Here is a 22606-nt window from a genome sequence, read left to right as displayed (position 1 = left end):
GCCGCGCGCTATCCGGATTTTTCCCGAGCGGGAATGGGACTATCCGATTCTTGCAATATGTTGCGATACTTTAGACAAGCCTGACGAAGATCAATATGATCCCTTCAGGATATCTCGCACACAAGAGAACCCGATGTGGCACGACGCGCAACCGCGGCCAGCCGGATGCACGGCACGGATACGCCACACAGGAGACGCCCCATGCCCCTCACCCCGAATGCGGAAGTGCTGTCCGCGCTGTACCGGAATTGCCTGTTCCGATCCGGCTCGCGCATGGATGCGCACGAGCAGGTCTCGGCGGAGCTGGCCGAGCATGCGCTGCGCTGGCAGCGCGGCGTGCCCGACGCGGCGCTGTTCAAGGGGCAACTGAATCATCTGAGCGTCTACGCGCTGCAGTACGGCGCCGAAGTCGAGGTCGCCCCGCGCCCGTTCGACGGCTTTTCGCTCGTCCACACGTCGCTCGCGGGCGGCGCCGAAATCGAGTGCGACGGGCATGTGATGGACGTGTTCGAAGGACGCACCGCCGTGCTCGCGCCCAGGACGCGCGTGCGCCTGCGCTGGCGGCCCGGCACCCGGCAACTGATCGTCAAGGTGCCCGATGCGCTGATGCGCGCGGTGTCCGGCCGCCCGCCCGACGACGGGGCGCCCGGCCTCGCGCCGGGGTTCCTGTTGCCGAGGGCGCTCGCGTCGCAATGGGATCTGCTTGCGCAGTCGCTGCTCAACGTCCTCGCCGTAGCCGGCGACGGCGGCATACGGGCCGAATGGCGCGACCACTTCGAGCGAAGCCTCGCGTTGTTCCTGCTCGTGCATTGCCCGCCGTCGCCCGACGCCGCGCATGCCGGCCCGGCGCCGGAAGCGCACGGCGCACCGGCGGCATCCGGATCGCGGGGCGGCATCCGGCAGATGGATGCGCTGCTCGAATTCATTCACGCGCGGCTCTGCGCGCCGATCTCGCTCGAAGATCTCGCCCGGGCGGCCGGCGTCAGCCTGCGGACGCTGAACGTGCTGTGCCGCCGCTACCACGGCGCGACCCCGATGGAACTGCTGCGCAACATCCGGCTCGACGCCGCGCGCGTGCAGTTGCTGACCGACCCGATGGCCAGCATCACCGATACGGCGCTGACGTTCGGCTTCGGGCACCTCGGCCGCTTTTCCGCGTATTATTCCGCCCGTTTCAACGAGTTGCCGCGCGACACGCAGAGGAAGCGGCCGCCGGACTGAACGCCGCCGCGACGCCGCGCACGCGGCCGCCGCTTTACGTGCCGGGCGATCGCCCGCATAGTCATGGTTTCCCCGCACCGCCCCTGTCGCCCCGTCATCATGTCCGCCACGCCCGCCGCCTGCGTCGTCCGCGATTCGACCGACGCCGATCTCGCCGCCATTCGCGCGATCTACGCTCACCATGTCCGCCACAGCGTCGCGTCGTTCGAGGAAACGCCGCCCGACGTCGCCGAGCTGCGCGCGCGCCGCAACGCGGTGTTGCACAGCGGGCTGCCGTATCTCGTCGCCGAATGCGGCGGCCGCGTGGCCGGCTACGCGTATGCGACGCCGTACCGCACGCGCAGCGCCTACCGCTTCACGGTCGAAGATTCGATCTACATCGACGATGCGCAGCGCGGGCGCGGCGTCGGCCGCGCGCTGCTCGCGGCCCTGATCGCGCGCTGCGAGGCCGGCCCGTGGCGGCAGATGATCGCGGTGATCGCCGACGGCGGCACCGGCGGCTCGACGTCGCTGCATCGCGCGTTCGGCTTCGAGCCGGCCGGCGTGCTGAAGGCGGCCGGTTTCAAGCACGGCCGCTGGATCGACACCGCGCTGCTGCAGCGCCCGCTCGGCGACGGCGCGCACACGCTCCCCGCCTCGCCCGCGCCTGCCGCGTCGCGCTAGAATGGCCGCATGCCAAAATCGACTCACACCACACCTGACGAGGCCGTCGCGGAACCTTCCCGCAACGAGTACACGGTCGACGAGCTCGCGCGCGTGTCCGACACGACCGTGCGCAACGTGCGCGCGTACCAGGATCGCGGCCTGCTCGCGCCGCCCGAGAAGCGCGGCCGCGTCGGCATCTACGACGACACGCACGTCGCCCGCCTGAAGCTCATCAACCATCTGCTCGCGCGCGGCTACACGCTGTCGAACATCCAGGACCTGATCATGGCGATCGACGAAGGCCACGACCTTCGCTCGATCCTCGGCCTCGAGAACGCGATCGGCGGCCGCTGGTCGCACGAGTTGCCGAAAACCTACTCGCTCGCCGCGCTCGCGCAGATGTTCGGCCCGCAGACGCCCGCGCAGATCACGCGCGTGACCGAGCTCGGCCTGCTCGAGCGGCGCGGCCTGTCGTTCGTCGCGAAGAGCCCCGCGCTGCTCGAGGCGGCGGCGGCGATGACCAGGGAAGGCATCCCGGTGCGCGAACTGCTCGACGTGATCAGCCTCGCGCGGCCGCACTTCGACGCGATCGCGCGGCTGCTGGTCGACCTCGTCGTGAAACGGCTCGACCGCTACGACGAAGGCACGCTGCCGCCGGCCACCGACGTGCCCGCGCTGGTCGACGCGATCTGGCGCCTGCGCCCGCTCGCGGCCGTGTTCGTCGAAGGCGAGACGAACCGCGCGCTCGAGGCCGCCGCGAGCGCCTACCTCGGCGGCCGCGTCGCGACGATCCTCGACCGCAAGCTCAGCGACGAAGCGGCGCGCCAGTCCGGCGCGCCCGACACGCACAGCGACGGCGACAAAGCATAGGCGCGCCGGCGTCATATTGATATCGGCAATGCTTGGTTTGCCGGCCACACCGCCCATGCGACGATTCTTCCAACCGAGCGGCGCCCGCGCCGCCCGCCCGAAGACGTTTCGCATGGAGTCCGATCGATGTTTCGTTTCACCCGCTGGATCACCCACATCGCCGCGACGACGCTCGTCGCGCTGTCCGCCGCGTCGGCCTTCGCGCAGGGCGGCGCCGACCAGGTCGTGCGCATCGGCTACCAGAAGGCCGGCCTGCTGTCGGTCGTGAAAGCGCAAGGCGCGCTCGAGACCCGGCTCAAGCCGCTCGGCTACCGCGTGCAGTGGTTCGAATTCCCGGCCGGCCCGCAACTGCTCGAAGCACTGAACGCGAACAGCATCGACTTCGGCTATACGGGCGCGCCGCCGCCCGTGTTCGCGCAGGCGGCCGGCGTGCGCTTCGTCTACGTCGGCGCGGAGCCGCCGGCGCCGCACAACGAGGCGCTGATCGTCAAGCCCGATTCGCCGATCAAGTCGGTGGCCGACCTGCGCGGCAAGAAGGTCGCGCTGCAGAAGGGGTCCAGCGCGAACTACCTGCTGCTGAAGGCGCTGCAGAAAGCCGGCGTGCGCTACGACGAAATCCGCCCGGTCTACCTGCCGCCCGCCGATGCGCGCGCCGCATTCGAGAGCGGCAACGTCGACGCGTGGGCGATCTGGGATCCGTATTACGCAGCCGCGCAGGATTCGCTGAAGGCGCGCACGCTGTCCGACTACACGGGCCTCACGGCGACCAACAACTTTTACGAGGCCACGCGCGATTTCGCGCAGCGCAACCCGGCGATCGTCGCCGCGATCCTGCAGCAGGCGCGCGCGACCGGGCTGTGGATCAATGGCCATCCGGCCGAGGCCGCCGCGCTGCTCGCGCCGAAGGTCGGGCTTGCGCAGCCGCTCGTCGAGGCATGGATCCGGCGCGTGCCGTTCGGTGCGGTGCCGATCGACGAGAAGATCGTCACGACCCAGCAGGGGGTTGCGGATGCGTTCCACGACGCGAAGCTGATCCCGCAGAAGCTCGTGGTCGGCGACAACGCGTGGACCGACTCGAACGTGTCGGCCGCGCTCGCGGCGAAGTAGGCTTGACTCGATGCGCGCGCATTCGACGCGCGCATCGCTCTAGAAGGATTCGCCGGTTTCCCCACCGCCGTTCTTCCGGATAATGGCCGGCAGCCGCGCCCGCGCAGGCGCGCCGCCGACAACGATATTCCGGAGACCTCCCGCCTTGATCGCCACGCTTCCCGCCGCCTACCGCCGGCTCTGGCCGCTCGCCGTCGCCGCCGCGCTCGCGTACGGCGCGTCGCTCGCCGCCGCCCCCTATCCCGGACAAGCCGTCGCGAAGGCCGCGATGGGCCTGCTGCTGCTCGCGGCCGGCAGCGCGTGCGGCGCTGCGCGCGAACGCGCGTGGCTGTGCGCGGCGCTCGCCACCGCCGTGCTCGGCGACGTGCTGCTCGCGCTGCCCGACTGGCCGCTGTCGTTCGTCGGCGGGCTCGGCGCGTTCCTGCTCACGCACCTGTTCTATAGCGCGATCTTCCTGCGCTGGCGCGCGCGCCCGCACGGCTGGCGCATCGTCGCGCTGATCGGGCTGTGGCTCGCGGCCCCCGCGTTCTACGCGGCGTTTTTCCCGCATCTCGGCGAGCTGGCCGCGCCGGTCGCCGTCTACATGCTCGTGCTGTGCGCGATGGCGAGCTTCGCGCTGGCCGCGCGCACCCGCGGCCCGCTCGTCGCGCTCGGCAGCCTGATCTTCGTCGGCTCCGACACGCTGATCGGCGTCGGCCGCTTCCTCGGCGGGTTCGCCGGCATCGACTACCTGATCTGGGCGCTGTACGCGCTCGCGCAGGTCACGATCGTCGCCGGGGTTTTCCATGAGACGACGGGCCGTTCGATCCGCCCCTGATTCGGTTTCAAACAGGCCGCCGCCCGCCGGCGGCCTGCTCCCGCCACTGCGATCCCATGCCCGACGGCCCTCGCGGCCCTGCACGGCCACCCCGTTCCAAACCCGCTCCCGCCTTGTCCCACGGGGCTTCCGGCCCTTAGAGTCCACCGTCTAGTCGCTTGCGGTTTCCCGGTTCACCCACTATCGTTACATCAAACAATGTAACATTCAAAAATGAGCCATAGCGGAGACTCCCGGATGAATGCTCGCACTTTGCCTTTCGGCCCCCCTGGTCACGACGGCCCCGACGAATCCGTCGACGTCGCCATCATCGGCACCGGCTTCGCCGGCCTCGGGATGGCCATTCGCCTGCGGCAGACCGGCGTGACCGATTTCGTCGTCCTCGAGAAGGCGGCGTCGGTCGGCGGCACCTGGCGTGACAACCACTACCCCGGATGCGCGTGCGACGTGCAATCGCACGTGTACTCGTTCTCGTTCGCGCCGAACCCGCGCTGGACGCGCATGTTCGCGCCGCAGCCGGAGATCCGCGCGTATCTCGAGGATTGCGTGCAGCGCTTCGGGATCGGCGCGCACCTGCGCCTGAACCACGAGCTGCAGCGCGCCGAATACGACGAGGCCGCGCAGCGCTGGCGCCTCACGTTCGCGAACGGCAAGCGGCTTGCCGCGCGCGTGCTGGTGTCCGGGATGGGCGGGCTGTCGCGCGCGGCGCTGCCGGCGATCCCGGGCGTCGAGACCTTCAAGGGCCGCGCGTTCCACTCGCAGCAGTGGGACCACGACTATCCGCTCGACGGCAAGCGCGTCGCGGTGATCGGCACCGGCGCGAGCGCGATCCAGTTCGTGCCGCAGATCGCGCCGCGCGTGAAGCAGCTCGCGCTGTTCCAGCGCACGCCGCCGTGGATCATGCCGAAGCCCGACCGCAACCTGACGAAGCTCGAGCAATGGCTGTTCCGCTCGCTGCCGTTCACGCAGAAGCTCGTCCGCAGCGGCATCTACTGGATGCTCGAATCGCGCGTGCTCGGCTTCGCGATCCATCCGTCGCTGATGAAGAACGTGCAGAAACTGGCGCTGCGCCACATCCGCAAGCAGATTCCCGATCCGGCGCTGCGCGAGGCCGTGACGCCGAACTACACGCTCGGCTGCAAGCGCGTGCTGATCTCGAACGACTACTACCCGGCGCTGTCGCGCAAGAACGTCGACGTGATCACCACCGGCATCGAGCGCATCGAGGCCGACGCGGTCGTCACGACGGACGGCGTGCGCCACGAAGTCGACTGCCTGATCTACGGCACCGGCTTCCAGGTCGCCGATCCGTTCCCGCGCGGCGCGGTGATCGGCTGCGGCGGCCTCGACATCGTCGATGCGTGGCGCGACGGCGCGCATGCGTATCTCGGCACGACGCTGCCCGGCTACCCGAACTTCTTCATGATCGTCGGCCCGAACACGGGCCTCGGCCACAACTCGATGGTGTTCATGATCGAATCGCAGATCGAATACATCCTCGGCGCGCTGCGCGCGATGGCGCGCGAACGCGCCGACGCGATCGAGGTGCGCCCGCTCGTCGAAGCGCAGTTCAACCACGACCTGCAAGGCCGGCTGAAGAAGGCGATCTGGTCGACCGGCGGCTGCAAGAGCTGGTACCTCGACCCGCGCACGGGCAAGAACACCACGCTGTGGCCGGGCTTCACGTGGCGCTTCCGGCAGGCGACAGCCCATTTCTCGATGGCCGACTATCACGCGTACCACGCGCCCCGCCGCGACGCCGCCGCTGCGCCGGCCACCGCGGCCGCCGCGCCCGCCGCTTCCGCCCCGTCCGTTGAAGCGGCCTGAGACCCGAACAGGAGCCACCGACATGAGAGATTTCACCAACAAGGTCGCCGCGATCACCGGCGCAGGCTCGGGCATGGGCCGCTCACTCGCGCTGCAGCTCGCGCAGGCCGGCTGCCACGTATCGCTCGCCGACAAGAATGCGATCGGCCTCGCCGAAACCGAACGGATCGTGCGCGCGCTCGCGCCGAACGTGCGCGTGACGACGCGCGTGCTGGACGTCGGCGAGCGCGACGCGATGTTCGCGTGGGCCGACGACACCGCGCAGGAACACGGCAAGGTCAACCTGGTCTTCAATAACGCGGGCGTCGCGCTGTCGAGCACGATCGAGGGAATGGAATACGGCGATCTCGAATGGATCGTGAACATCAACTTCTGGGGCGTCGTGCACGGCACGAAGGCGTTCCTGCCGCACCTGAAGGCAGCGGGCGAAGGCCACGTGATCAACACGTCGAGCATCTTCGGAATCTTCGCGCAGCCGGGCATGAGCGGCTACAACGCGACCAAGTTCGCGGTGCGCGGCTTCACCGAATCGCTGCGCCAGGAACTCGACATGATGAAGTGCGGCGTGTCGGCAACCTGCGTGCACCCGGGCGGCATCCGCACCAACATCGCACAGTCGAGCCGCGTCGCGAAGAACATGGTCGGTTTCATGGTCGGGAGCGAGCAGCAAGGCAAGGACTCCTTCGAGAAGTTCTTCATCACGACCGCCGACGACGCCGCGCGCGCGATCCTCGCCGGCGTGCGCAAGAACAAGCGCCGCGTGCTGATCGGCCGCGACGCGCGCGCCGCCGACTGGATGGCGCGCATCCTGCCGTGCGCGTACCAAGCGCTCGTCGTGCTGGCGAGCCGGCGCGAAGCCGCGAAGGCGTGCCGCCTCTCGGCCCGCACGACGCCCGCGCCGATCCACGCCACGTACAACAATGCAGGTAATCAGGGAGGTGAACAATCATGACGACCCCGAACATGATGCCCGTGCGGCGCGACATCCGTTTCGCGCTGCCGCCCGAACACGCGCGCGACTGGCATGTCCAGGGCGTGCCCGTCACGCACTTCATGAACGCGCTGTCGCTGCTGTTCCCGGCCGGCGAGCGCTTCTTCATGGATTCGGTGCGCCACTACCGCGACCGCATCGAGGATCCGGAGCTGAAGAAGCAGGTGCTCGGCTTCATCGGCCAGGAGGCGATGCACACGCGCGAGCACATCGAGTACAACGACCTGCTGCAGGCGTCGGGCCTGCCCGCGCACAAGCTCGACAAGCGCCTGTGGGCGATCCTCGGCTGGTTCAGGAAGGCGCTGCCGCATTCGATGCAGCTCGCGATCACGATCGCGCTCGAGCACTACACGGCGATCCTCGCGAACCAGCTGCTGTCGGGCCACGAGCACCGGATCGACGGATCGGTCGAGGGCTACCAGCAGATGTGGATGTGGCACGCGATGGAGGAAACCGAGCACAAGGCCGTGTCGTACGACGTGTGGAACGCGGTGATGAAGCCGGGCCTCGGCAGCTACCTGCTGCGCACCGGCACGATGCTGTTCACGACGTTGACGTTCTGGACCATCGTGTTCGACTTCCACGTGCGCCTGATGACGGCGCATCGTCGCCGTCACGGCAAATTCGGCGGCATGTGGCGGCTGGTCAAGTACCTGTACAGCCCGAAGAACGGCGTGTTCCCGAGCATCGCGCGCGAATGGCTCGACTATTTCCGGCCGGGCTTCCATCCGTGGGACCACGACAACCACCAGTATCTGCAGGGGCTCGACACGCTGCTCGCGAACATCGACGCGACCAACGCGCGCTATGCCGCGCAGGCCGCACCGCGCCGCGTGCCGCTGCATCCGGTTCCGCAGGCCTGACGCGATGACGCGCGCCAGCGAGATGCTGACCGTCCAGTCCGGCGACGTGAAGCTCGCCGTCTACGTGAGCGGGCCGCGCCGCGCGCCGCCCGTGATCCTCGTGCACGGCTACCCGGATTCGGCCGCGGTGTGGGCGCCAATTCGCGCGCGGCTCGCCAGGCGCTACCGCGTGATCGCGTACGACGTGCGCGGCGCGGGCGCGTCCGATGCGCCGCGGCGCCGCGCCGACTACACGCTCGCGCGGCTGGCGTTGGACCTGAAGGCCGTCGCCGACGCAACCTGCGGCGAGCGGCCGTTCCATCTCGTCGGCCACGACTGGGGTTCGATCCAGTGCTGGGAGGCGGTGACCGACCCGGCGTGGCGCGGCCGCATCGCGTCGTACACGTCGATCTCGGGGCCCTGCCTCGACCACGTGTTCCGCGCGAAGCTGCGGCTCAGGCAGAGCCTGAAGTCGTGGTACATCGCGTTCTTCCACCTGCCGCTCGTGCCGTCGCTGGTCTGGCGGCTCGGCGGCGCCGCACTGTGGCCGCGCTGGCTGCAGCTCACCGAGCGGATCCGCCCCGAGCCCGATCCCGCGCAGTTGAAGAACGCGCTGAACGGGATGAAGCTGTATCGCGCCAACTTCGTCGCGCGCGCCCGGCGGCCGCGCGAGCGTCACGCGCAGGCGCCGGTGCAGATCCTCGTGCCGGTGCGCGACCGCTACGTGACGCCGGAGATGACGGTCGGCCTCGAGCGCTGGCTCGGCGAACACGTGCGCGAGGAAATCGCCGGCGCGCACTGGATCGTGCTGCGCGACCCCGACCTGATCGCGTCGCGGATCGACCGCTTCGCGGCCGCGCACGAGAAGAACACGGCGCTGCCCGCTCAGCCGAGCGCCGGCAGGCGCCTGAACAACGTCTCGTAGTCGATCACGAGGCCGTCGTCGTCGATCTCCATCTCGGCGGTGAAATCCCGGAAGATGCCTTCGTAGCGGTAGCGCCGGCCCGGTTCGATGCACACGTATGCCTGCTGGACCCGCGACACCTTCAGGTCGGGCGTCGACACATAGACGACGTCGATCGGCCGCCGCTCGCCGCGCGCGAGCCCGAGGCGGCCGATCGGCAGCGAATTCGTGTACGGGGTGGCCGCGATGTCGATGTCGACGCAGCCGTCCAGATCGGGCAGCGCCTGCCCCGCGCCGTCGCGCCAGTGACCGAGGCCGTCGCCGTGCAGTTCGAGCGTGCCGCCGCCCATCACCTTGAGCACCGCATAGGTCGCGCGCCACTGCGCGTCGCACTCCACCCGGTATGCAAGCCCGTAAGCCTTGCCGTACCGCTGGCCGACCACGGCGCTCTCCACGACGATCCCGCCGTCGCCGCGCTCGAACGTCAGATGTTCGATGCCGTCGCCTTCCAGCGACGCCCAACGCACTTCACGCATCGTCCTGCCTCCTTCGTTGTTGTCGAATGCCGGGCATCGTCGCACAAATTCCGGGTATCCAACATTCACTATTCCGGTGCATCGCGATCTGCCCTATCCTCGCGGCTCGTCCTGTCTCGCCGCCGTCATGCCTATCGCCCAACCCGCCTCGCCGCCGATCGACCTGCGCATCCTGCTGCGCAGCATCGGCCAGATCGTGCTGCAGGCGAACGCACTGACCGGCGCGCTGCTGCTCGCCGCGCTGGCGCTGACCGATGCGCGGCTGGCGTGCGCGGCGCTGCTCGGCGCGGCGGCGGCCAACATGTGCGCGGTGTTGACGGGCGCCGCACGCCGCGACGTCGAGCAAGGGCTGCTCGGGTTCAACGGCGCGCTCGCCGCGCTGGCCGCCGTCACGTTTGCGCCGCCGACGCTCACGGCGGTCGCGCTCGCGCCGCTCGCCGCGATCGGCGCAGCGCTCGTGCAGCGCGCGCTGCGCCGGCCGCTCGAGAAGGCGCGACAATGCCCGTATTCGAGCCCGTGCCTGGCCGTTACCGCGCTGTGGCTGCCGTTTGTCGCGGCGCAGCACGCCGCGGAGGCAGGTGCCGCGGCGATGGCGCCGTCGCTGCCCGCGTTCGGCCCGGCGCTGCTCGCCGGCGTCGCGCAAACCACCTTCGCGCAAGGTGCGTGCGCGGGCGCGCTGATGGTGGCCGGCCTCGCGGCCGCCTCGCGCCGCGCGGCCGCGTATGCGCTCGGCGGCGCGCTCGTGTCGACCGCGCTGCTGCTCGCGCTCGGCGCCGGCGCCGCGGCCTTTGCCGACGGCCTGCTCGGCTTCAACGGCGCGCTCGCCGCGATCGCGCTGATGCCGCGCGGCGCGCGTGCCGCGTGTGCGGCCGCGGTGCTCGCCGCGCTGCTGCAGGCGCTCGCGATGCGCGCGGGCATCACGGTGCTGACCTTGCCGTTCGTGCTCGCGTCGTGGGGCACGGTGTGGGCCGTGCGCCGCTTCACCCTGGGAGATGCCGATGTCGTCATTCGCTCACCGTCCTGACGCCGTGAAACCGGGCGGCCCGATCTCGGACGCCGAACGCCGGCTGCGCGTCGATCTCGCCGCCGCCTACCGGCTCGTCGCGCTGAACGGCTGGGACGACCTGATCTACACGCACCTGTCCGCGACCGTGCCGGGCGCGCCCGGCCACTTCCTGATCAATCCGTTCGGGCTGACGTTCGACGAGGTGTGCGCATCGAACCTCGTGAAGATCGACCTCGCCGGCCACCGGATCGGCGACGGCGAACACGCGGTCAACGTGACCGGCTTCGCGCTGCACGCGGCCGTGCATGCGGCGCGGCCCGACGCGGTGTGCGTGATGCACCTGCACAATACGGCCGGCATCGCGGTGTCGATCCAGCGCGACGGGCTGCTGCCCGCGTCGCAGCATGCGCTGCGCTTTCACGGCGATCTCGCGTATCACGACTACGAGGCGCTCGCGTTCTCGCCGGCCGAAGGCGCGCGGCTGACCGCGAGTCTCGGCACGAAATCCGCGATGCTGCTGCGCAACCACGGCACGCTGACGGTCGGCCGCACGGTCGCCGAGGCCTATGTGCTGATGGATACGCTGATCAAGGCGTGCGACATCCAGGTGCGCGCGCAGTCGAGCGGCGGGCCGCTCGTGCTGCCCGAGCCGGCCGTCGCCGCCCGCACGGCCGAGCAGTTGCGCGATGGCTGCGCGATCGAGGGCGAGCTGGAATGGCCTGCGCTGCTGCGCCGGCTCGACCGGATCGATCGGTCGTATCGCGATTGAGTTTCCTTGAATCCATCTACGGAGAATGTGTCATGCCGACTTTCAATATCCAGCTGTTCGAAGGCCGCACCGTCGAGCAGAAGCGCCGGTTCGTCGAGGCGATCACGCGGGTCACGTGCGAAACGCTCGGCTGCGAGCCGGGTTCGGTGGACATCATCCTCACCGACGTGAAGAAGGAAAACTGGGCGACCGGCGGGACGCTGTGGAGCGAGCGCGAATGAGCCGCTGACGCAACCCGATCGAACCTGCCCCACTGGACGGGACGCATCGCGTCCCTGATCCGCCCGCCTGCTCTCCCTCGCTTCCCCTCCCCATCCGCAAGCCAGCCGACGCATGACGCGCCGGCTGGCGTCTTTGCTACCAAACGCCGCACCCTTTACCCCGGAAATTGCCGATTGACATCGATCAAAATCGATATCGACGCCCGGCGCACAATTGCATCGAAATATCGCTTATTCATTCAATTCAGAATAAGGATAAAGAGGAAAAACGGCCCGACAGCCCGCCATCCACCACGCCATTGGTCCACACGCGATTTTCATTTCGACTTTCCGGCCTTCAATCTCCCATTCAATGATCGAAATCGATTCAATTCGTCTTCAGGCAGAAATCCGGGAGTGGCAATGAGAATTCTCGTTGACAACATCAATCCGGAAACCACGCCGAACGAGCTTCGGGACTTTCTCTGCAAGTACACCGGGGAAACCTTCACGCACATCCGGCTCATCGGGCAAGCGGGCCCGAGGCCCGGCGCACTGATCGACGTCGAAGGCGCCAACCGGGGTGCGCTCGCGGAAATCCGGCGGCGCCTGAACGGCATGTACTGGCAGCGGCGCCGGATCGGCATCTGGCTCTTTGCGTTCTGGGACCGCAGCGACGCCGCCGACGCCCGGCGTCAACGGGAAGGCCGGAGCGGACAACCGCCCGAACGATCGACGACGACGCTGCGCCGATAACCGCCGGCCCCCGGCAGCAAGCAAACAGCAAGCCACAGCCCCCGCGCTTTCCGCCCCGGCGGACGCGCGACGGCCCCGTGCGCGCCGCGATTTCGCGCACCCTCAACTGCAAGGAAACCTCATGGCTGAACTGATTCAAACCGATGCAGCGCAACCGGCCACGCACAAGCTGCAGCTTGGCGCGCTGACCGCCCTCGTCGTCGGCTCGATGATCGGCGGCGGCATCTTCTCGCTGCCGCAGAACATGGCCGCCGCCGCCGACGCCGGCGCGATCCTGATCGGCTGGGGGATCACCGCGGTCGGCATGCTCGCGCTCGCGTTCGTGTTCCAGACGCTCGCGAACCGCAAACCCCGGCTCGACGGCGGCGTCTACGCGTACGCGCAGGCCGGCTTCGGCGACTACATGGGCTTCTCGTCCGCGTGGGGCTACTGGATCAGCGCGTGGGTCGGCAACGTCGGCTACTTCGTGCTGCTCTTCTCGACGCTCGGCTACTTCTTCCCGGTATTCGGCGAAGGCAACACGCGCGCCGCAATCGTGGCCGCGTCGGTGCTCCTGTGGGCCGTGCATTTCCTCGTGCTGCGCGGCATCAAGGAGGCGGCGTTCGTCAATCTCGTCACGACCGTCGCGAAGATCGTCCCGCTCGTGGTGTTCATCCTGGTCGGCTTCTTCGCGTTCCGGCTCGACGTGTTCCGGGCCGACATCTGGGGCCACGCGAACCCGTCGCTCGGCTCGGTGACGAACCAGGTCCGCAACATGATGCTCGCGACCGTCTGGGTGTTCATCGGCATCGAAGGTGCCAGCATCTACTCGGCGCGCGCGGAAAAGCGCAGCGACGTCGGCCGCGCGACCGTGATCGGTTTCGTCGGCGTGCTGCTCGCGCTCGTGCTCGTCAACGTGCTGTCGCTCGGCATCATGACGCAGCCGCAGCTCGCGAAGCTTCAGAACCCGTCGATGGCCGCCGTGCTCGAGCACGTCGTCGGCCATTGGGGCGCCGTCGTCATCAGCGTCGGCCTCGTGGTGTCGCTCGTCGGCGCGCTGCTGTCGTGGGTGCTGCTGTGCGCGGAGATCCTGTTCTCGGCCGCGAAGGACCACACGATGCCCGCGTTCCTGCGCAAGGAGAACGCGAACCATGTGCCGGCCAACGCGCTGTGGCTCACGAACGCGATGGTCCAGGTGTTCCTGGTCATCACGCTGTTCGCGCAGGGCACCTATCTGTCGCTGATCTATCTCGCGACGTCGATGATCCTGATCCCGTACTTCTGGTCGGCCGCCTACGCGCTCCTGCTCGCCGTGCGCGGCGAGACCTACGGGAACGACGCCCGCGCGCGCCGCAAGGACGGCTGCATCGCCGCGCTCGCGGTGACTTACGCGGTGTGGCTGCTGTACGCGGCGGGCGTCAAGTACCTGCTGCTGTCCGCCCTGCTCTACGTACCGGGCGCGCTGTTCTTCGCGAAAGCGAAGCGCGAACTCGGCAAGCCGGTGTTCACCACCGCCGAAAAACTCGTTTTCGCGGCGGCCGCGGCCGCCGCCGTTCTCGCCGCCTACGCGCTCCATAGCGGGCTCATCTCCCTTTGATCGAAGAGGTAACGAACATGACTCACGCCATTCCTCAAGTCGGTGTCCACTCCGAAGTCGGCAAGCTGCGCAAGGTGATCGTCTGCTCGCCCGGGCTCGCCCATCATCGCCTCACGCCCAGCAATTGCGACGAACTGCTGTTCGACGACGTGATGTGGGTGAACCAGGCCAAGCGCGACCACTTCGACTTCGTGTCGAAGATGCGCGAACGCGGCGTCGACGTGCTCGAGATGCACAACCTGCTGACCGACACCGTCGCCAACCCGGCCGCGCGCAAGTGGATCCTCGACCGCAAGATCACGCCCGACACCGTCGGCATCGGTCTCGCCGACGACGTGCGCGCGTGGCTCGACAGCCTCGCGCCGCGCACGCTCGCCGAGTTCCTGATCGGCGGCGTCGCCGCGAGCGACCTCGCGGGCGGCGGGCAGTCGAAGGCGCTCGCGCTGCTTCTCGACTACCTCGGGCGGTCGTCGTTCGTGCTGCCGCCGCTGCCGAACATGATGTTCACGCGCGACACGTCGTGCTGGATCTACGGCGGCGTCACGCTGAACCCGATGCACTGGCCTGCCCGCCGGCAGGAAACGCTGCTCGTCGCCGCGATCTACAAGTTCCATCCGCAGTTCGCCGACGAGACCTTCGACATCTGGTACGGCGATCCCGACCGCGGCCACGGGATGGCCACGCTCGAAGGCGGCGACGTGATGCCGGTCGGCCGCGGCGTCGTGCTGGTCGGGATGGGCGAACGCACGACGCACCAGGCGATCGGCCAGCTCGCGCAGTCGCTGTTCGCGAAGGGCGCGGCCGAGCGCGTGATCGTCGCCGGCCTGCCGAACGCGCGCGCGTCGATGCATCTCGACACCGTGTTCAGTTTCTGCGACCGCGACCTCGTGACCGTGTTCCCCGACGTCGTGAACCGGATCGTGCCGTTCACGCTGCGCCCGCGCGGCGACAGCCGCAACGGCATCGACATCGAGCGGGAGGACAAGCCGTTCGTCGACGTCGTCGCGCAGGCGCTGGGGCTGAAGGCGCTGCGCGTCGTCGAGACGGGCGGCAACGATTTCGCGGCCGAGCGCGAGCAATGGGATGACGGCAACAACATGATCTGCCTCGAACCGGGCACCGTCGTCGGGTACGACCGCAATACCTATACGAACACGCTGCTGCGCAAGGCGGGGGTCGAGGTGATCACGATCGGCTCCAGCGAGCTTGGCCGCGGCCGCGGCGGCGGCCACTGCATGACCTGCCCGGTCCTGCGCGATCCGGTCGATTTCTGAAACGGCGCACGCACCGCGACGCTACCCCCCGATTTTTCACGGAGATGCCCGATGAGCTTCAACCTGCACAACCGCAATCTGCTGAGCCTGATGCACCACAACGCACGCGAGCTGCGCTACCTGCTCGATCTCGCCCGCGACCTGAAGCGCGCGAAGTACAGCGGCACCGAGCAGCCGCGCCTGATGCGCAAGAACATCGCGCTCATCTTCGAAAAGACCTCGACCCGCACGCGCTGCGCGTTCGAGGTCGCCGCGTACGACCAGGGCGCCAACGTCACGTATATCGATCCGACGTCGTCGCAGATCGGTCACAAGGAAAGCATGAAGGACACGGCGCGCGTGCTGGGCCGGATGTACGACGCGATCGAGTATCGCGGCTTCAGCCAGGAGATCGTCGAGGACCTGGCGCGCCATGCGGGCGTGCCCGTCTTCAACGGGCTCACCGACGAATACCATCCGACGCAGATGCTCGCCGACGTGATGACGATGCGCGAACACAGCGACAAGCCGCTGCACGACATCAGCTACGCGTATCTCGGCGACGCCCGCAACAACATGGGCAACTCGCTGCTGCTGATCGGCGCGAAGCTCGGGATGGACGTGCGGATCGGCGCGCCGAAGTCGCTGTGGCCCGCCGCGGACCTGATCGCGCAATGCGAGGCGTTCGCGGCCGAAAGCGGCGCACGGATCCTGTTGACCGAGGATCCGCACGCGGCGGTCAGCAACGTCGACTTCATTCACACCGACGTGTGGGTGTCGATGGGCGAACCCGTCGAAGCATGGGACGAGCGGATCGACGCGCTGCTGCCGTATCAGGTCAACCGCACGCTGATCGAATCGACGGGCAATCCGCGCACGCGCTTCATGCACTGCCTGCCGGCCTTCCACAACAGCGACACGAAGGTCGGCAGGCAGATCGCCGAACGCTATCCGCATCTGAAGGACGGCATCGAAGTCACCGACGAGGTATTCGAATCGCCGCGCTGCATCGCGTTCGAACAGGCCGAAAACCGCATGCATACGATCAAGGCCGTGCTCGTATCGACGCTCGGCGGTATCTGACGCGCCGGCGCGCGCAACCGGATGGCGCGGCGCAGCGCCGTCCGCACTTTCAAGGAGAAACACGATGCGTATCGTCATCGCATTGGGCGGCAACGCGCTCTTGCAGCGCAATCAGCCGATGACCGAGGCCCAGCAGCGGCAGAACGTGAAGACCGCGGTCGCCGAGATCGCCCGGATCGCCCCCGGCAACGAACTCGTGATCGCGCACGGCAACGGGCCGCAGGTCGGGCTGCTCGCGCTGCAGGGCGCGGCCTACGCGCCGGTCGAGCCCTACCCGCTCGACGTGCTCGGCGCGCAAACGGAAGGGATGATCGGCTACCTGATCGAGCAGGAGCTCGGCAACCTGCTGCCCGCCGACGCGCCGTTCGCCACGCTGCTGACGCAAGTCGAGGTGGATCCGGCCGATCCGGCATTCGAGCGGCCGACCAAGCCGATCGGCCCCGTCTATTCGCGCGACGAGGCCGAACGGCTCGCGCAGGAAAAGGGCTGGCGCATCGCGCCCGACGGCGACGCGTTCCGCCGGGTCGTGCCGAGCCCGCGACCGCGCCGCGTCTTCGAGATTCGTCCGATCAAATGGCTGCTCGAAAAAGGCGCGATCGTGATCTGCGCGGGCGGCGGCGGCATCCCGACGCGCTACGACGCGAACGGCAAGCTCGCGGGCGTCGAAGCCGTGATCGACAAGGATCTGTGCGCGTCGCTGCTGGCGCGCGAATTGCACGCGGACTTGCTGCTGATCGTGACCGACGTCGACGGCGTGTACCGCGACTGGCGCCAGCCGACGCAGGCGCTGATCGAAGCCGCACATCCGGACGCGCTCGAACGGCTCGGCTTCGCGGCCGGCTCGATGGGGCCGAAGGTGCAGGCCGCGATCGAATTCGCGCGGCAGACGGGGCGTGACGCGGCGATCGGCTCGCTCGCCGACATCGCCGCGATCGCCGCGGGCCGGGCGGGCACCCGCGTCAGCATGCAGGTGGACGGCATCCGTTGCAGGAAACCGCAATAGCGGAAGCACGCGGCGCGGACGCGGCGTTGTGCACCCGCACATCGCTTTGCCGCGCATTCGGCGCATAATGGCCCACTGACGATGCAGTCGATGGCCACCCGACGAGGAGAACGCGCCATGGAAGCGAAGAACGAAGAAGTCGTCGCACACCTGCTCTCCGATGTCGTCGAATTCGCGCGCGGGCGATTGCCCGAAGCCGCGTTCCAGATCGTCGAACCTTTCCTCCGCCATTACTACGATTTCGCCGATGCCGACGACCTGCAAAGCCGCGGCATCGCCGACCTCTACGGCGCCGCGATGGCGCACTGGCAGACCGCACAGAAATTCGTCCCCGGCAGCGAGCGGCTGCGCGTCTACAACCCGATCCTCGAGCAGCACGGCTGGCACTCCGATCACACGGTGATCGAGATCGTCAACGACGACATGCCGTTCCTCGTCGATTCGGTGACGATGGCCGTCAACCGTCTCGGCCTCGCGCTGCATTCCGGCATGCACCCCGTGTTCCGCATCTGGCGCGGCAAGCACGGCGGCATCGAGCGCGTCGACGTGGGCGGCGCCGCGACCGACGACACGCACTCGCAGCTCACGTCGTTCATCCACTTCGAGGTCGATCGCTGCGACGCCGCGACGCTCGACACATTGCGCAACGACATCGCGCGGGTGCTCGGCGACGTGCGCGCGTCGGTCGAGGACTGGCCGAAGATCGTCGACATCGCGCGCAGCACGATCAAGGACCTGAAGGGGCGCGAGACCACCGCCGAGGACATCGAGGCGCGCGCGTTCCTCGAATGGATGGTGGCCGACCATTTCACGTTCCTCGGGCAGCGCGACTACGCACTCGTGTCGCACGGCTCGGGCTTCGCGCTGCGCGGCGTCGAAGGCACGGGCTTCGGCCTCCTGCGCGAAACGCTGCGCGCGCCGGGCACGCCGGACCTGACGCCGCTGCCGCCCGCCGCCGCGGAGATCATCCACGGCAGCTGGCCGATCTTCCTGACCAAGGCGAACTCGCGCGCGACCGTGCACCGGCCCGGCTATCTCGACTATGTCGGCGTCAAGCTGGTCGGCCCCGACGGCAAGGTCAGCGGCGAGCGGCGCTTCATCGGGCTGTACACGTCGACCGCCTACTCCGTGTCCTGCTCGGAAATCCCGATCGTGCGCCGCAAATGCGCGAACATCGTGCGGCGCGCGGGCTTCTTGCCGAAGGGCCATCTCGGCAAGTCGCTCGTGACCGTGCTCGAAACCTACCCGCGCGACGAGCTGTTCCAGGCCGACGAAGACCAGCTGTACGACATCGCGCTCGGCGTGCTGCGCCTGCAGGAGCACCAGCGCACGCGCCTGTTCGTGCGGCGCGACCGCTTCGACCGCTTCGTGTCGTGCCTCGTCTACGTGCCGCGCGACAAGTACACCACCGACCTGCGGCGGCGCATCGCGCGCCTGCTGGTCGACGCGTTCAAGGGCGTCAACGTCGAGTTCACGCCGCTGCTGTCGGAATCCGCGATCGCGCGGATTCATTTCGTCGTCCATGCGGAGCCGGGCACGATGCCCGACGTCGACACGCGCGAGCTCGAAACGCGGCTCGTGCAGGTCACGCGCCGCTGGCAGGACGACCTGTCCGACGCACTGCTCGACGCGTTCGGCGAGGAGCAAGGCAACCGCCTGCTGCAGCGCTACGCGGATTCGTTTCCGGCCGGCTACCGCGACGACTACCCGGCGCGCACCGCGGTGCGCGACATCGAGCTGATCGAGCGCGTGAAAGGCACCGAACGCCTCGCGATGAACCTGTACCGGCCGATCGAGGCCGACGCGCGCGCGTTCCGCTTCAAGGTCTATCGTTCCGGCGATCCGATCGCGCTGTCGCGCAGCCTGCCGATGCTCGAGCATCTCGGCGTGCGCGTCGACGAGGAGCGGCCGTACCGGATCCAGACGCAGGACGCCGCGCCCGCGTGGGTGCACGATTTCGGGCTCGAGCTCGTGGACGACACGGAATTCGACATCGAACGCGTGAAGGGGCTGTTCGAAGACGCATTCGACCAGATCTGGGGCGGCCGCATCGAGAACGACGATTTCAACCGGCTCGTGCTGCGCGCGCACCTGAGCGCGCGCGAGGTCACGATCCTGCGCGCATACGCGAAATACCTGCGGCAGGTCGGCTCGACGTTCAGCGACGCGTACATCGAGCGCGCGCTGACCGGCAATCCGGCGATCGCGCGGCAACTCGTCGACCTGTTCGTCGTACGCTTCGACCCGCGCACCGGCGACACGCGCGACGCGCAGGCCGAGCGGCTGCTGAAGGCGATCGAGAGCGCGCTCGACCAGGTGCCGAACCTCGACGAGGACCGCATCCTGCGGCAGTTCCTCGGCGTGATCAATGCGACGGAACGCACGAACTACTACCAGCACGATCAACACGATCAGCACGACGGGCACGGCGAACCGAAGCCGTACCTGTCGTTCAAGTTCAATCCCGCGAAGGTGCCCGGGCTGCCCGAGCCGAAGCCGATGTTCGAGATCTGGGTGTACTCGCCGCGCGTCGAGGGCGTGCACCTGCGCGGCGGACGCGTCGCGCGCGGCGGGCTGCGCTGGTCCGACCGCCGCGAGGATTTCCGCACCGAGGTGCTCGGCCTGATGAAGGCGCAGATGGTGAAGAACGTCGTGATCGTGCCGGTCGGCTCGAAAGGCGGCTTCGTCGTGAAGAACCCGCCGCCGCCGAGCGATCGCGAAGCGTGGATGCGCGAAGGCATCGCGTGCTACCAGACGTTCCTGCGCGGGCTGCTCGACCTGACCGACAACCTCGCCGGCAACGCGATCGTGCCGCCGCCGGACGTCGTGCGGCACGACCCGGACGATCCGTACCTGGTCGTCGCGGCCGACAAGGGCACGGCCACCTTCTCCGACTACGCAAACGCGATCTCGCACGCATACGGCTTCTGGCTCGACGACGCGTTCGCGTCCGGCGGCTCGGTCGGCTACGACCACAAGAAGATGGCGATCACCGCGCGCGGCGCGTGGGAATCGGTGAAGCGCCACTTCCGCGAGATGGGCGTCGATACGCAGACGACGGACTTCACGGTGGTCGGCGTCGGCGACATGTCGGGCGACGTGTTCGGCAACGGCATGCTGCTGTCGCCGCACATCCGGCTGGTCGCGGCGTTCGACCACCGGCACGTGTTCCTCGATCCGAATCCCGATCCGGCCGCGAGCTTCGCGGAGCGCGCGCGGCTGTTCGCACTCGAGCGCTCGAGCTGGGCCGACTATGACTCGGCAGTCATCTCGGCGGGCGGCGGCGTGTATCCGCGCACCGCGAAGACGATCCCGCTGTCGGCCGCGGTGCAGGCCGCGCTCGGCATCGATGCGGCCACGCTCGCGCCGAACGAGCTGATCCGCGCGATCCTGCAGGCGCCGGTCGACCTGCTGTACAACGGCGGCATCGGCACCTACGTGAAGGCGGCCCGCGAGACCAACGCGCAGGTGGGCGACCGCGCGAACGACGCGGTGCGCGTGAACGGCGCAGAGTTGCGCTGCAAGGTGATCGGCGAAGGCGGCAACCTCGGCTTCACGCAGTTCGGGCGCATCGAGTTCGCGCAGCACGGCGGGCGCATCAACACCGACGCGATCGACAACTCGGCCGGCGTCGATTGTTCGGATCACGAAGTCAACATCAAGATCCTGCTCGGGCTGGTGGTGTCGGACGGCGAGATGACCGAGAAGCAGCGCAACGCGCTGCTCGCGGAGATGACCGACGAGGTCGGGCTGCTCGTGCTGCGCGACAACTACTACCAGACCCAGGCGCTGTCGATCGCGGGCCGCTATACGGTCGAGCTGCTCGATGCGGAAGCGCGCCTGATGCGCTGGCTCGAGCGCGCGGGGCGCCTGAACCGCGTGATCGAGTTCCTGCCGACCGACGACGAGATCGCCGAGCGGCAGGCCGCCAGGCTCGGCCTCACGTCGCCGGAACGCGCGGTGCTGCTCGCGTACAGCAAGATGTGGCTGTACGACGCGCTGCTCGAATCGGACGTGCCGGAAGACCCGCTGGTCGCCGGAATGCTGGTCGACTATTTCCCGAAGCCGCTGCAACAGCGCTTCAGCGAACCGATGCGCCGCCATCCGCTGCGCCGCGAGATCCTCGCCACGCACCTGACCAACGGGCTCGTGAACCGGGTCGGCTGCGCGTTCGTGCACCGGCTGATGGAGGAGACCGACGCGAAGCCCGGCGACATCGTGCGCGCGTGCATCATGGCGCGCGACGTGTTCGATCTCGATGCGGTGTGGCGCGACATCGACGCGCTCGACAACCGAGTGGCCGACGACGTGCAGGCGCGCATGTTCGTCGATGTCGCGCGGCTGCTCGAACGCGCGGCGCTGTGGTTCCTGCGGCACCTGCAGGCGGGCGCGGTCGGCGACGGCGGCGTCGGCGAGCTGCTCGCGCGCTGCCGCGACGCCGCCGAGCGGCTCGCGCCGCAGCTGCCGTCGCTGCTGCCGGCCGCCGATCTCGACGCGCTGTCCGAGCGGCAGCGCGCGCTGACCGAGGCCGGCGTCGACAGCGCGCTCGCGGCGCGGGTCGCGAGCGGCGACATCTCGGCCGCGCTGCTCGACATCGCCGAGGTGGCCGCGACCTGCAATCGCAGCCTCGAGCACGTCGCGGGCGTGTACTTCGCGCTCGGCACGCAGCTCAACTACGGCTGGATCAGCGAACGCGCGGCCGCACTGCCGACACCCACGCACTGGGACATGATGGCGCGCGCGGCGGCGCTCGCGGAAGTCGCGCGCCTGAAGCGCACGCTGACGACGAGCGCGCTTGCCGAAGCGGCCGACTCGGCCACGCCGGAGACGATCGTCGACGCGTGGCGCGGGCGGCGCGAAGCCGCGCTCGAACGCTATGCGCAGCTGCTCGCGGATTTGCGTGCGACCGGTGGCGCGAGCCTGTCGGTGCTGCTCGTGATCGTGCGGGAGATGGCGGTGCTGGAACGGGCGTGACGGATGCGAGACGCAGGCGGCGCACGCCGCCGCCCGTCAACCTCGCGTACGCCAGGGGAGAGAGGTACCGGTGCGCGGCCGGGGACGGCCGCGTCGAGGAAGCCGAGCCGTCGTTCCGAGGTGGGACGGCAGGCGGGAGTGCCTCTAGCCGAAGGGTCCAGCCAATCCGCGCGGCAACAGGCACAACTTGCGACGTCGTTGCCGCATGCGCGCCGCGTTCGAGTTT

Annotated in this window: 19 protein-coding genes; 18 read left to right on the top strand and 1 reads right to left on the bottom strand. The window is 68.7% G+C overall.

What is annotated here, in order from left to right; genetic code table 11:
- Positions 1 to 201 precede the first annotated feature (201 nt).
- The 9 genes from HWY45_RS20495 (at position 202) to HWY45_RS20455 (ending at position 9245) form a co-directional block, all read left to right on the top strand.
- The gene (locus tag HWY45_RS20495) at positions 202 to 1221 is read left to right on the top strand and encodes an AraC family transcriptional regulator (RefSeq protein ID WP_059884161.1); all 1020 of its coding nucleotides are present in this window, start codon (positions 202 to 204) and stop codon (positions 1219 to 1221) included.
- 99 nt (positions 1222 to 1320) lie between these two features.
- Positions 1321 to 1884 (top strand): GNAT family N-acetyltransferase, encoded by a 564-nt coding sequence (locus tag HWY45_RS20490; RefSeq protein WP_059884160.1) that lies wholly within the window; start codon positions 1321 to 1323, stop codon positions 1882 to 1884.
- Between the two features lie 9 nt (positions 1885 to 1893).
- Positions 1894 to 2736 carry a MerR family transcriptional regulator gene (locus tag HWY45_RS20485; RefSeq protein WP_059804985.1) on the top strand — a complete coding sequence of 281 codons (843 nt, stop codon included), beginning with the start codon at positions 1894 to 1896 and terminating at the stop codon, positions 2734 to 2736.
- 126 nt (positions 2737 to 2862) lie between these two features.
- Positions 2863 to 3843 carry a sulfonate ABC transporter substrate-binding protein gene (locus HWY45_RS20480; RefSeq protein WP_059804981.1) on the top strand — a complete coding sequence of 327 codons (981 nt, stop codon included), beginning with the start codon at positions 2863 to 2865 and terminating at the stop codon, positions 3841 to 3843.
- Between the two features lie 145 nt (positions 3844 to 3988).
- Positions 3989 to 4660 (top strand): lysoplasmalogenase, encoded by a 672-nt coding sequence (locus HWY45_RS20475; RefSeq protein ID WP_059884159.1) that lies wholly within the window; start codon positions 3989 to 3991, stop codon positions 4658 to 4660.
- Between the two features lie 237 nt (positions 4661 to 4897).
- The gene (locus HWY45_RS20470) at positions 4898 to 6487 is read left to right on the top strand and encodes a flavin-containing monooxygenase (RefSeq protein ID WP_059884158.1); all 1590 of its coding nucleotides are present in this window, start codon (positions 4898 to 4900) and stop codon (positions 6485 to 6487) included.
- A gap of 22 nt (positions 6488 to 6509) precedes the next feature.
- On the top strand, positions 6510 to 7439 hold the full coding sequence (locus HWY45_RS20465; protein WP_059884157.1) for an SDR family NAD(P)-dependent oxidoreductase: 930 nt from the start codon (positions 6510 to 6512) through the stop codon (positions 7437 to 7439).
- Positions 7436 to 8341: a metal-dependent hydrolase gene (locus HWY45_RS20460; protein WP_059884156.1), complete on the top strand. Its 906-nt coding sequence runs from the start codon at positions 7436 to 7438 to the stop codon at positions 8339 to 8341. Before HWY45_RS20465 ends, HWY45_RS20460 begins: the two co-directional genes overlap by 4 nt.
- 4 nt (positions 8342 to 8345) lie before the next feature.
- On the top strand, positions 8346 to 9245 hold the full coding sequence (locus tag HWY45_RS20455) for an alpha/beta fold hydrolase (RefSeq protein ID WP_059884185.1): 900 nt from the start codon (positions 8346 to 8348) through the stop codon (positions 9243 to 9245).
- Here the strand turns inward: HWY45_RS20455 and HWY45_RS20450 are convergent.
- Entirely contained in the window at positions 9206 to 9760 is a 555-nt protein-coding gene (locus tag HWY45_RS20450) for a putative glycolipid-binding domain-containing protein (protein WP_059804966.1), read from the bottom strand. The two genes, HWY45_RS20455 and HWY45_RS20450, sit on opposite strands and share 40 nt — an antisense overlap.
- 127 nt (positions 9761 to 9887) lie before the next feature.
- Here HWY45_RS20450 and HWY45_RS20445 point away from each other — a divergent pair, with 127 nt between their 5' ends.
- The 9 genes from HWY45_RS20445 to HWY45_RS20405 all read left to right on the top strand — a co-directional run bounded on the left by HWY45_RS20445 (position 9888) and on the right by HWY45_RS20405 (position 22380).
- Complete coding sequence (locus tag HWY45_RS20445) at positions 9888 to 10784, top strand: urea transporter (RefSeq protein WP_059884155.1); 897 nt, start codon at positions 9888 to 9890, stop codon at positions 10782 to 10784.
- Complete coding sequence (locus HWY45_RS20440; RefSeq protein ID WP_059884184.1) at positions 10759 to 11535, top strand: class II aldolase/adducin family protein; 777 nt, start codon at positions 10759 to 10761, stop codon at positions 11533 to 11535. Before HWY45_RS20445 ends, HWY45_RS20440 begins: the two co-directional genes overlap by 26 nt.
- Before the next feature lie 32 nt (positions 11536 to 11567).
- Positions 11568 to 11756 carry a 4-oxalocrotonate tautomerase gene (locus HWY45_RS20435; RefSeq protein ID WP_059562869.1) on the top strand — a complete coding sequence of 63 codons (189 nt, stop codon included), beginning with the start codon at positions 11568 to 11570 and terminating at the stop codon, positions 11754 to 11756.
- A gap of 402 nt (positions 11757 to 12158) precedes the next feature.
- Entirely contained in the window at positions 12159 to 12491 is a 333-nt protein-coding gene (locus HWY45_RS37325; protein ID WP_059884154.1) for an RNA recognition motif domain-containing protein, read from the top strand.
- 121 nt (positions 12492 to 12612) lie between these two features.
- On the top strand, positions 12613 to 14067 hold the full coding sequence (gene arcD / locus HWY45_RS20425) for an arginine-ornithine antiporter (RefSeq protein WP_059804957.1): 1455 nt from the start codon (positions 12613 to 12615) through the stop codon (positions 14065 to 14067).
- A gap of 17 nt (positions 14068 to 14084) precedes the next feature.
- Positions 14085 to 15341, top strand: coding sequence for an arginine deiminase (gene arcA / locus HWY45_RS20420; RefSeq protein WP_059804955.1), 1257 nt, complete (start codon positions 14085 to 14087; stop codon positions 15339 to 15341).
- 51 nt (positions 15342 to 15392) lie between these two features.
- Positions 15393 to 16403: an ornithine carbamoyltransferase gene (locus tag HWY45_RS20415; protein ID WP_059804951.1), complete on the top strand. Its 1011-nt coding sequence runs from the start codon at positions 15393 to 15395 to the stop codon at positions 16401 to 16403.
- A 64-nt stretch (positions 16404 to 16467) separates the two neighbouring features.
- Positions 16468 to 17406 carry a carbamate kinase gene (gene arcC, locus HWY45_RS20410; protein WP_059884153.1) on the top strand — a complete coding sequence of 313 codons (939 nt, stop codon included), beginning with the start codon at positions 16468 to 16470 and terminating at the stop codon, positions 17404 to 17406.
- 117 nt (positions 17407 to 17523) lie between these two features.
- Complete coding sequence (locus HWY45_RS20405) at positions 17524 to 22380, top strand: NAD-glutamate dehydrogenase (RefSeq protein WP_059884152.1); 4857 nt, start codon at positions 17524 to 17526, stop codon at positions 22378 to 22380.
- Positions 22381 to 22606 lie beyond the last annotated feature (226 nt).

Source organism: Burkholderia stagnalis (assembly GCF_902830275.1).
GTDB classification, from domain to species: domain Bacteria; phylum Pseudomonadota; class Gammaproteobacteria; order Burkholderiales; family Burkholderiaceae; genus Burkholderia; species Burkholderia stagnalis.
The sequence above is the reverse complement of the archived record's forward strand: the minus strand, read 5'-3'. Positions and strand labels throughout refer to the sequence as shown.

Bases quoted from the DNA above. Each gene is read 5' to 3' on its own strand.
- HWY45_RS20405 (WP_059884152.1), top strand. From the start codon at position 17,524: ATGGAAGCGAAGAACGAAGAAGTCGTCGCACACCTGCTCTCCGATGTC.
- HWY45_RS20490 (WP_059884160.1), top strand. From the start codon at position 1,321: ATGTCCGCCACGCCCGCCGCCTGCGTCGTCCGCGATTCGACCGACGCC.
- HWY45_RS37325 (WP_059884154.1), top strand. From the start codon at position 12,159: ATGAGAATTCTCGTTGACAACATCAATCCGGAAACCACGCCGAACGAG.
- HWY45_RS20450 (WP_059804966.1), bottom strand. From the start codon at position 9,760: ATGCGTGAAGTGCGTTGGGCGTCGCTGGAAGGCGACGGCATCGAACAT.
- HWY45_RS20455 (WP_059884185.1), top strand. From the start codon at position 8,346: ATGACGCGCGCCAGCGAGATGCTGACCGTCCAGTCCGGCGACGTGAAG.
- arcD (WP_059804957.1), top strand. From the start codon at position 12,613: ATGGCTGAACTGATTCAAACCGATGCAGCGCAACCGGCCACGCACAAG.
- HWY45_RS20445 (WP_059884155.1), top strand. From the start codon at position 9,888: ATGCCTATCGCCCAACCCGCCTCGCCGCCGATCGACCTGCGCATCCTG.
- arcC (WP_059884153.1), top strand. From the start codon at position 16,468: ATGCGTATCGTCATCGCATTGGGCGGCAACGCGCTCTTGCAGCGCAAT.
- HWY45_RS20470 (WP_059884158.1), top strand. From the start codon at position 4,898: ATGAATGCTCGCACTTTGCCTTTCGGCCCCCCTGGTCACGACGGCCCC.
- HWY45_RS20415 (WP_059804951.1), top strand. From the start codon at position 15,393: ATGAGCTTCAACCTGCACAACCGCAATCTGCTGAGCCTGATGCACCAC.
- HWY45_RS20465 (WP_059884157.1), top strand. From the start codon at position 6,510: ATGAGAGATTTCACCAACAAGGTCGCCGCGATCACCGGCGCAGGCTCG.
- HWY45_RS20440 (WP_059884184.1), top strand. From the start codon at position 10,759: ATGTCGTCATTCGCTCACCGTCCTGACGCCGTGAAACCGGGCGGCCCG.
- HWY45_RS20435 (WP_059562869.1), top strand. From the start codon at position 11,568: ATGCCGACTTTCAATATCCAGCTGTTCGAAGGCCGCACCGTCGAGCAG.
- HWY45_RS20480 (WP_059804981.1), top strand. From the start codon at position 2,863: ATGTTTCGTTTCACCCGCTGGATCACCCACATCGCCGCGACGACGCTC.
- arcA (WP_059804955.1), top strand. From the start codon at position 14,085: ATGACTCACGCCATTCCTCAAGTCGGTGTCCACTCCGAAGTCGGCAAG.
- HWY45_RS20460 (WP_059884156.1), top strand. From the start codon at position 7,436: ATGACGACCCCGAACATGATGCCCGTGCGGCGCGACATCCGTTTCGCG.
- HWY45_RS20485 (WP_059804985.1), top strand. From the start codon at position 1,894: ATGCCAAAATCGACTCACACCACACCTGACGAGGCCGTCGCGGAACCT.
- HWY45_RS20495 (WP_059884161.1), top strand. From the start codon at position 202: ATGCCCCTCACCCCGAATGCGGAAGTGCTGTCCGCGCTGTACCGGAAT.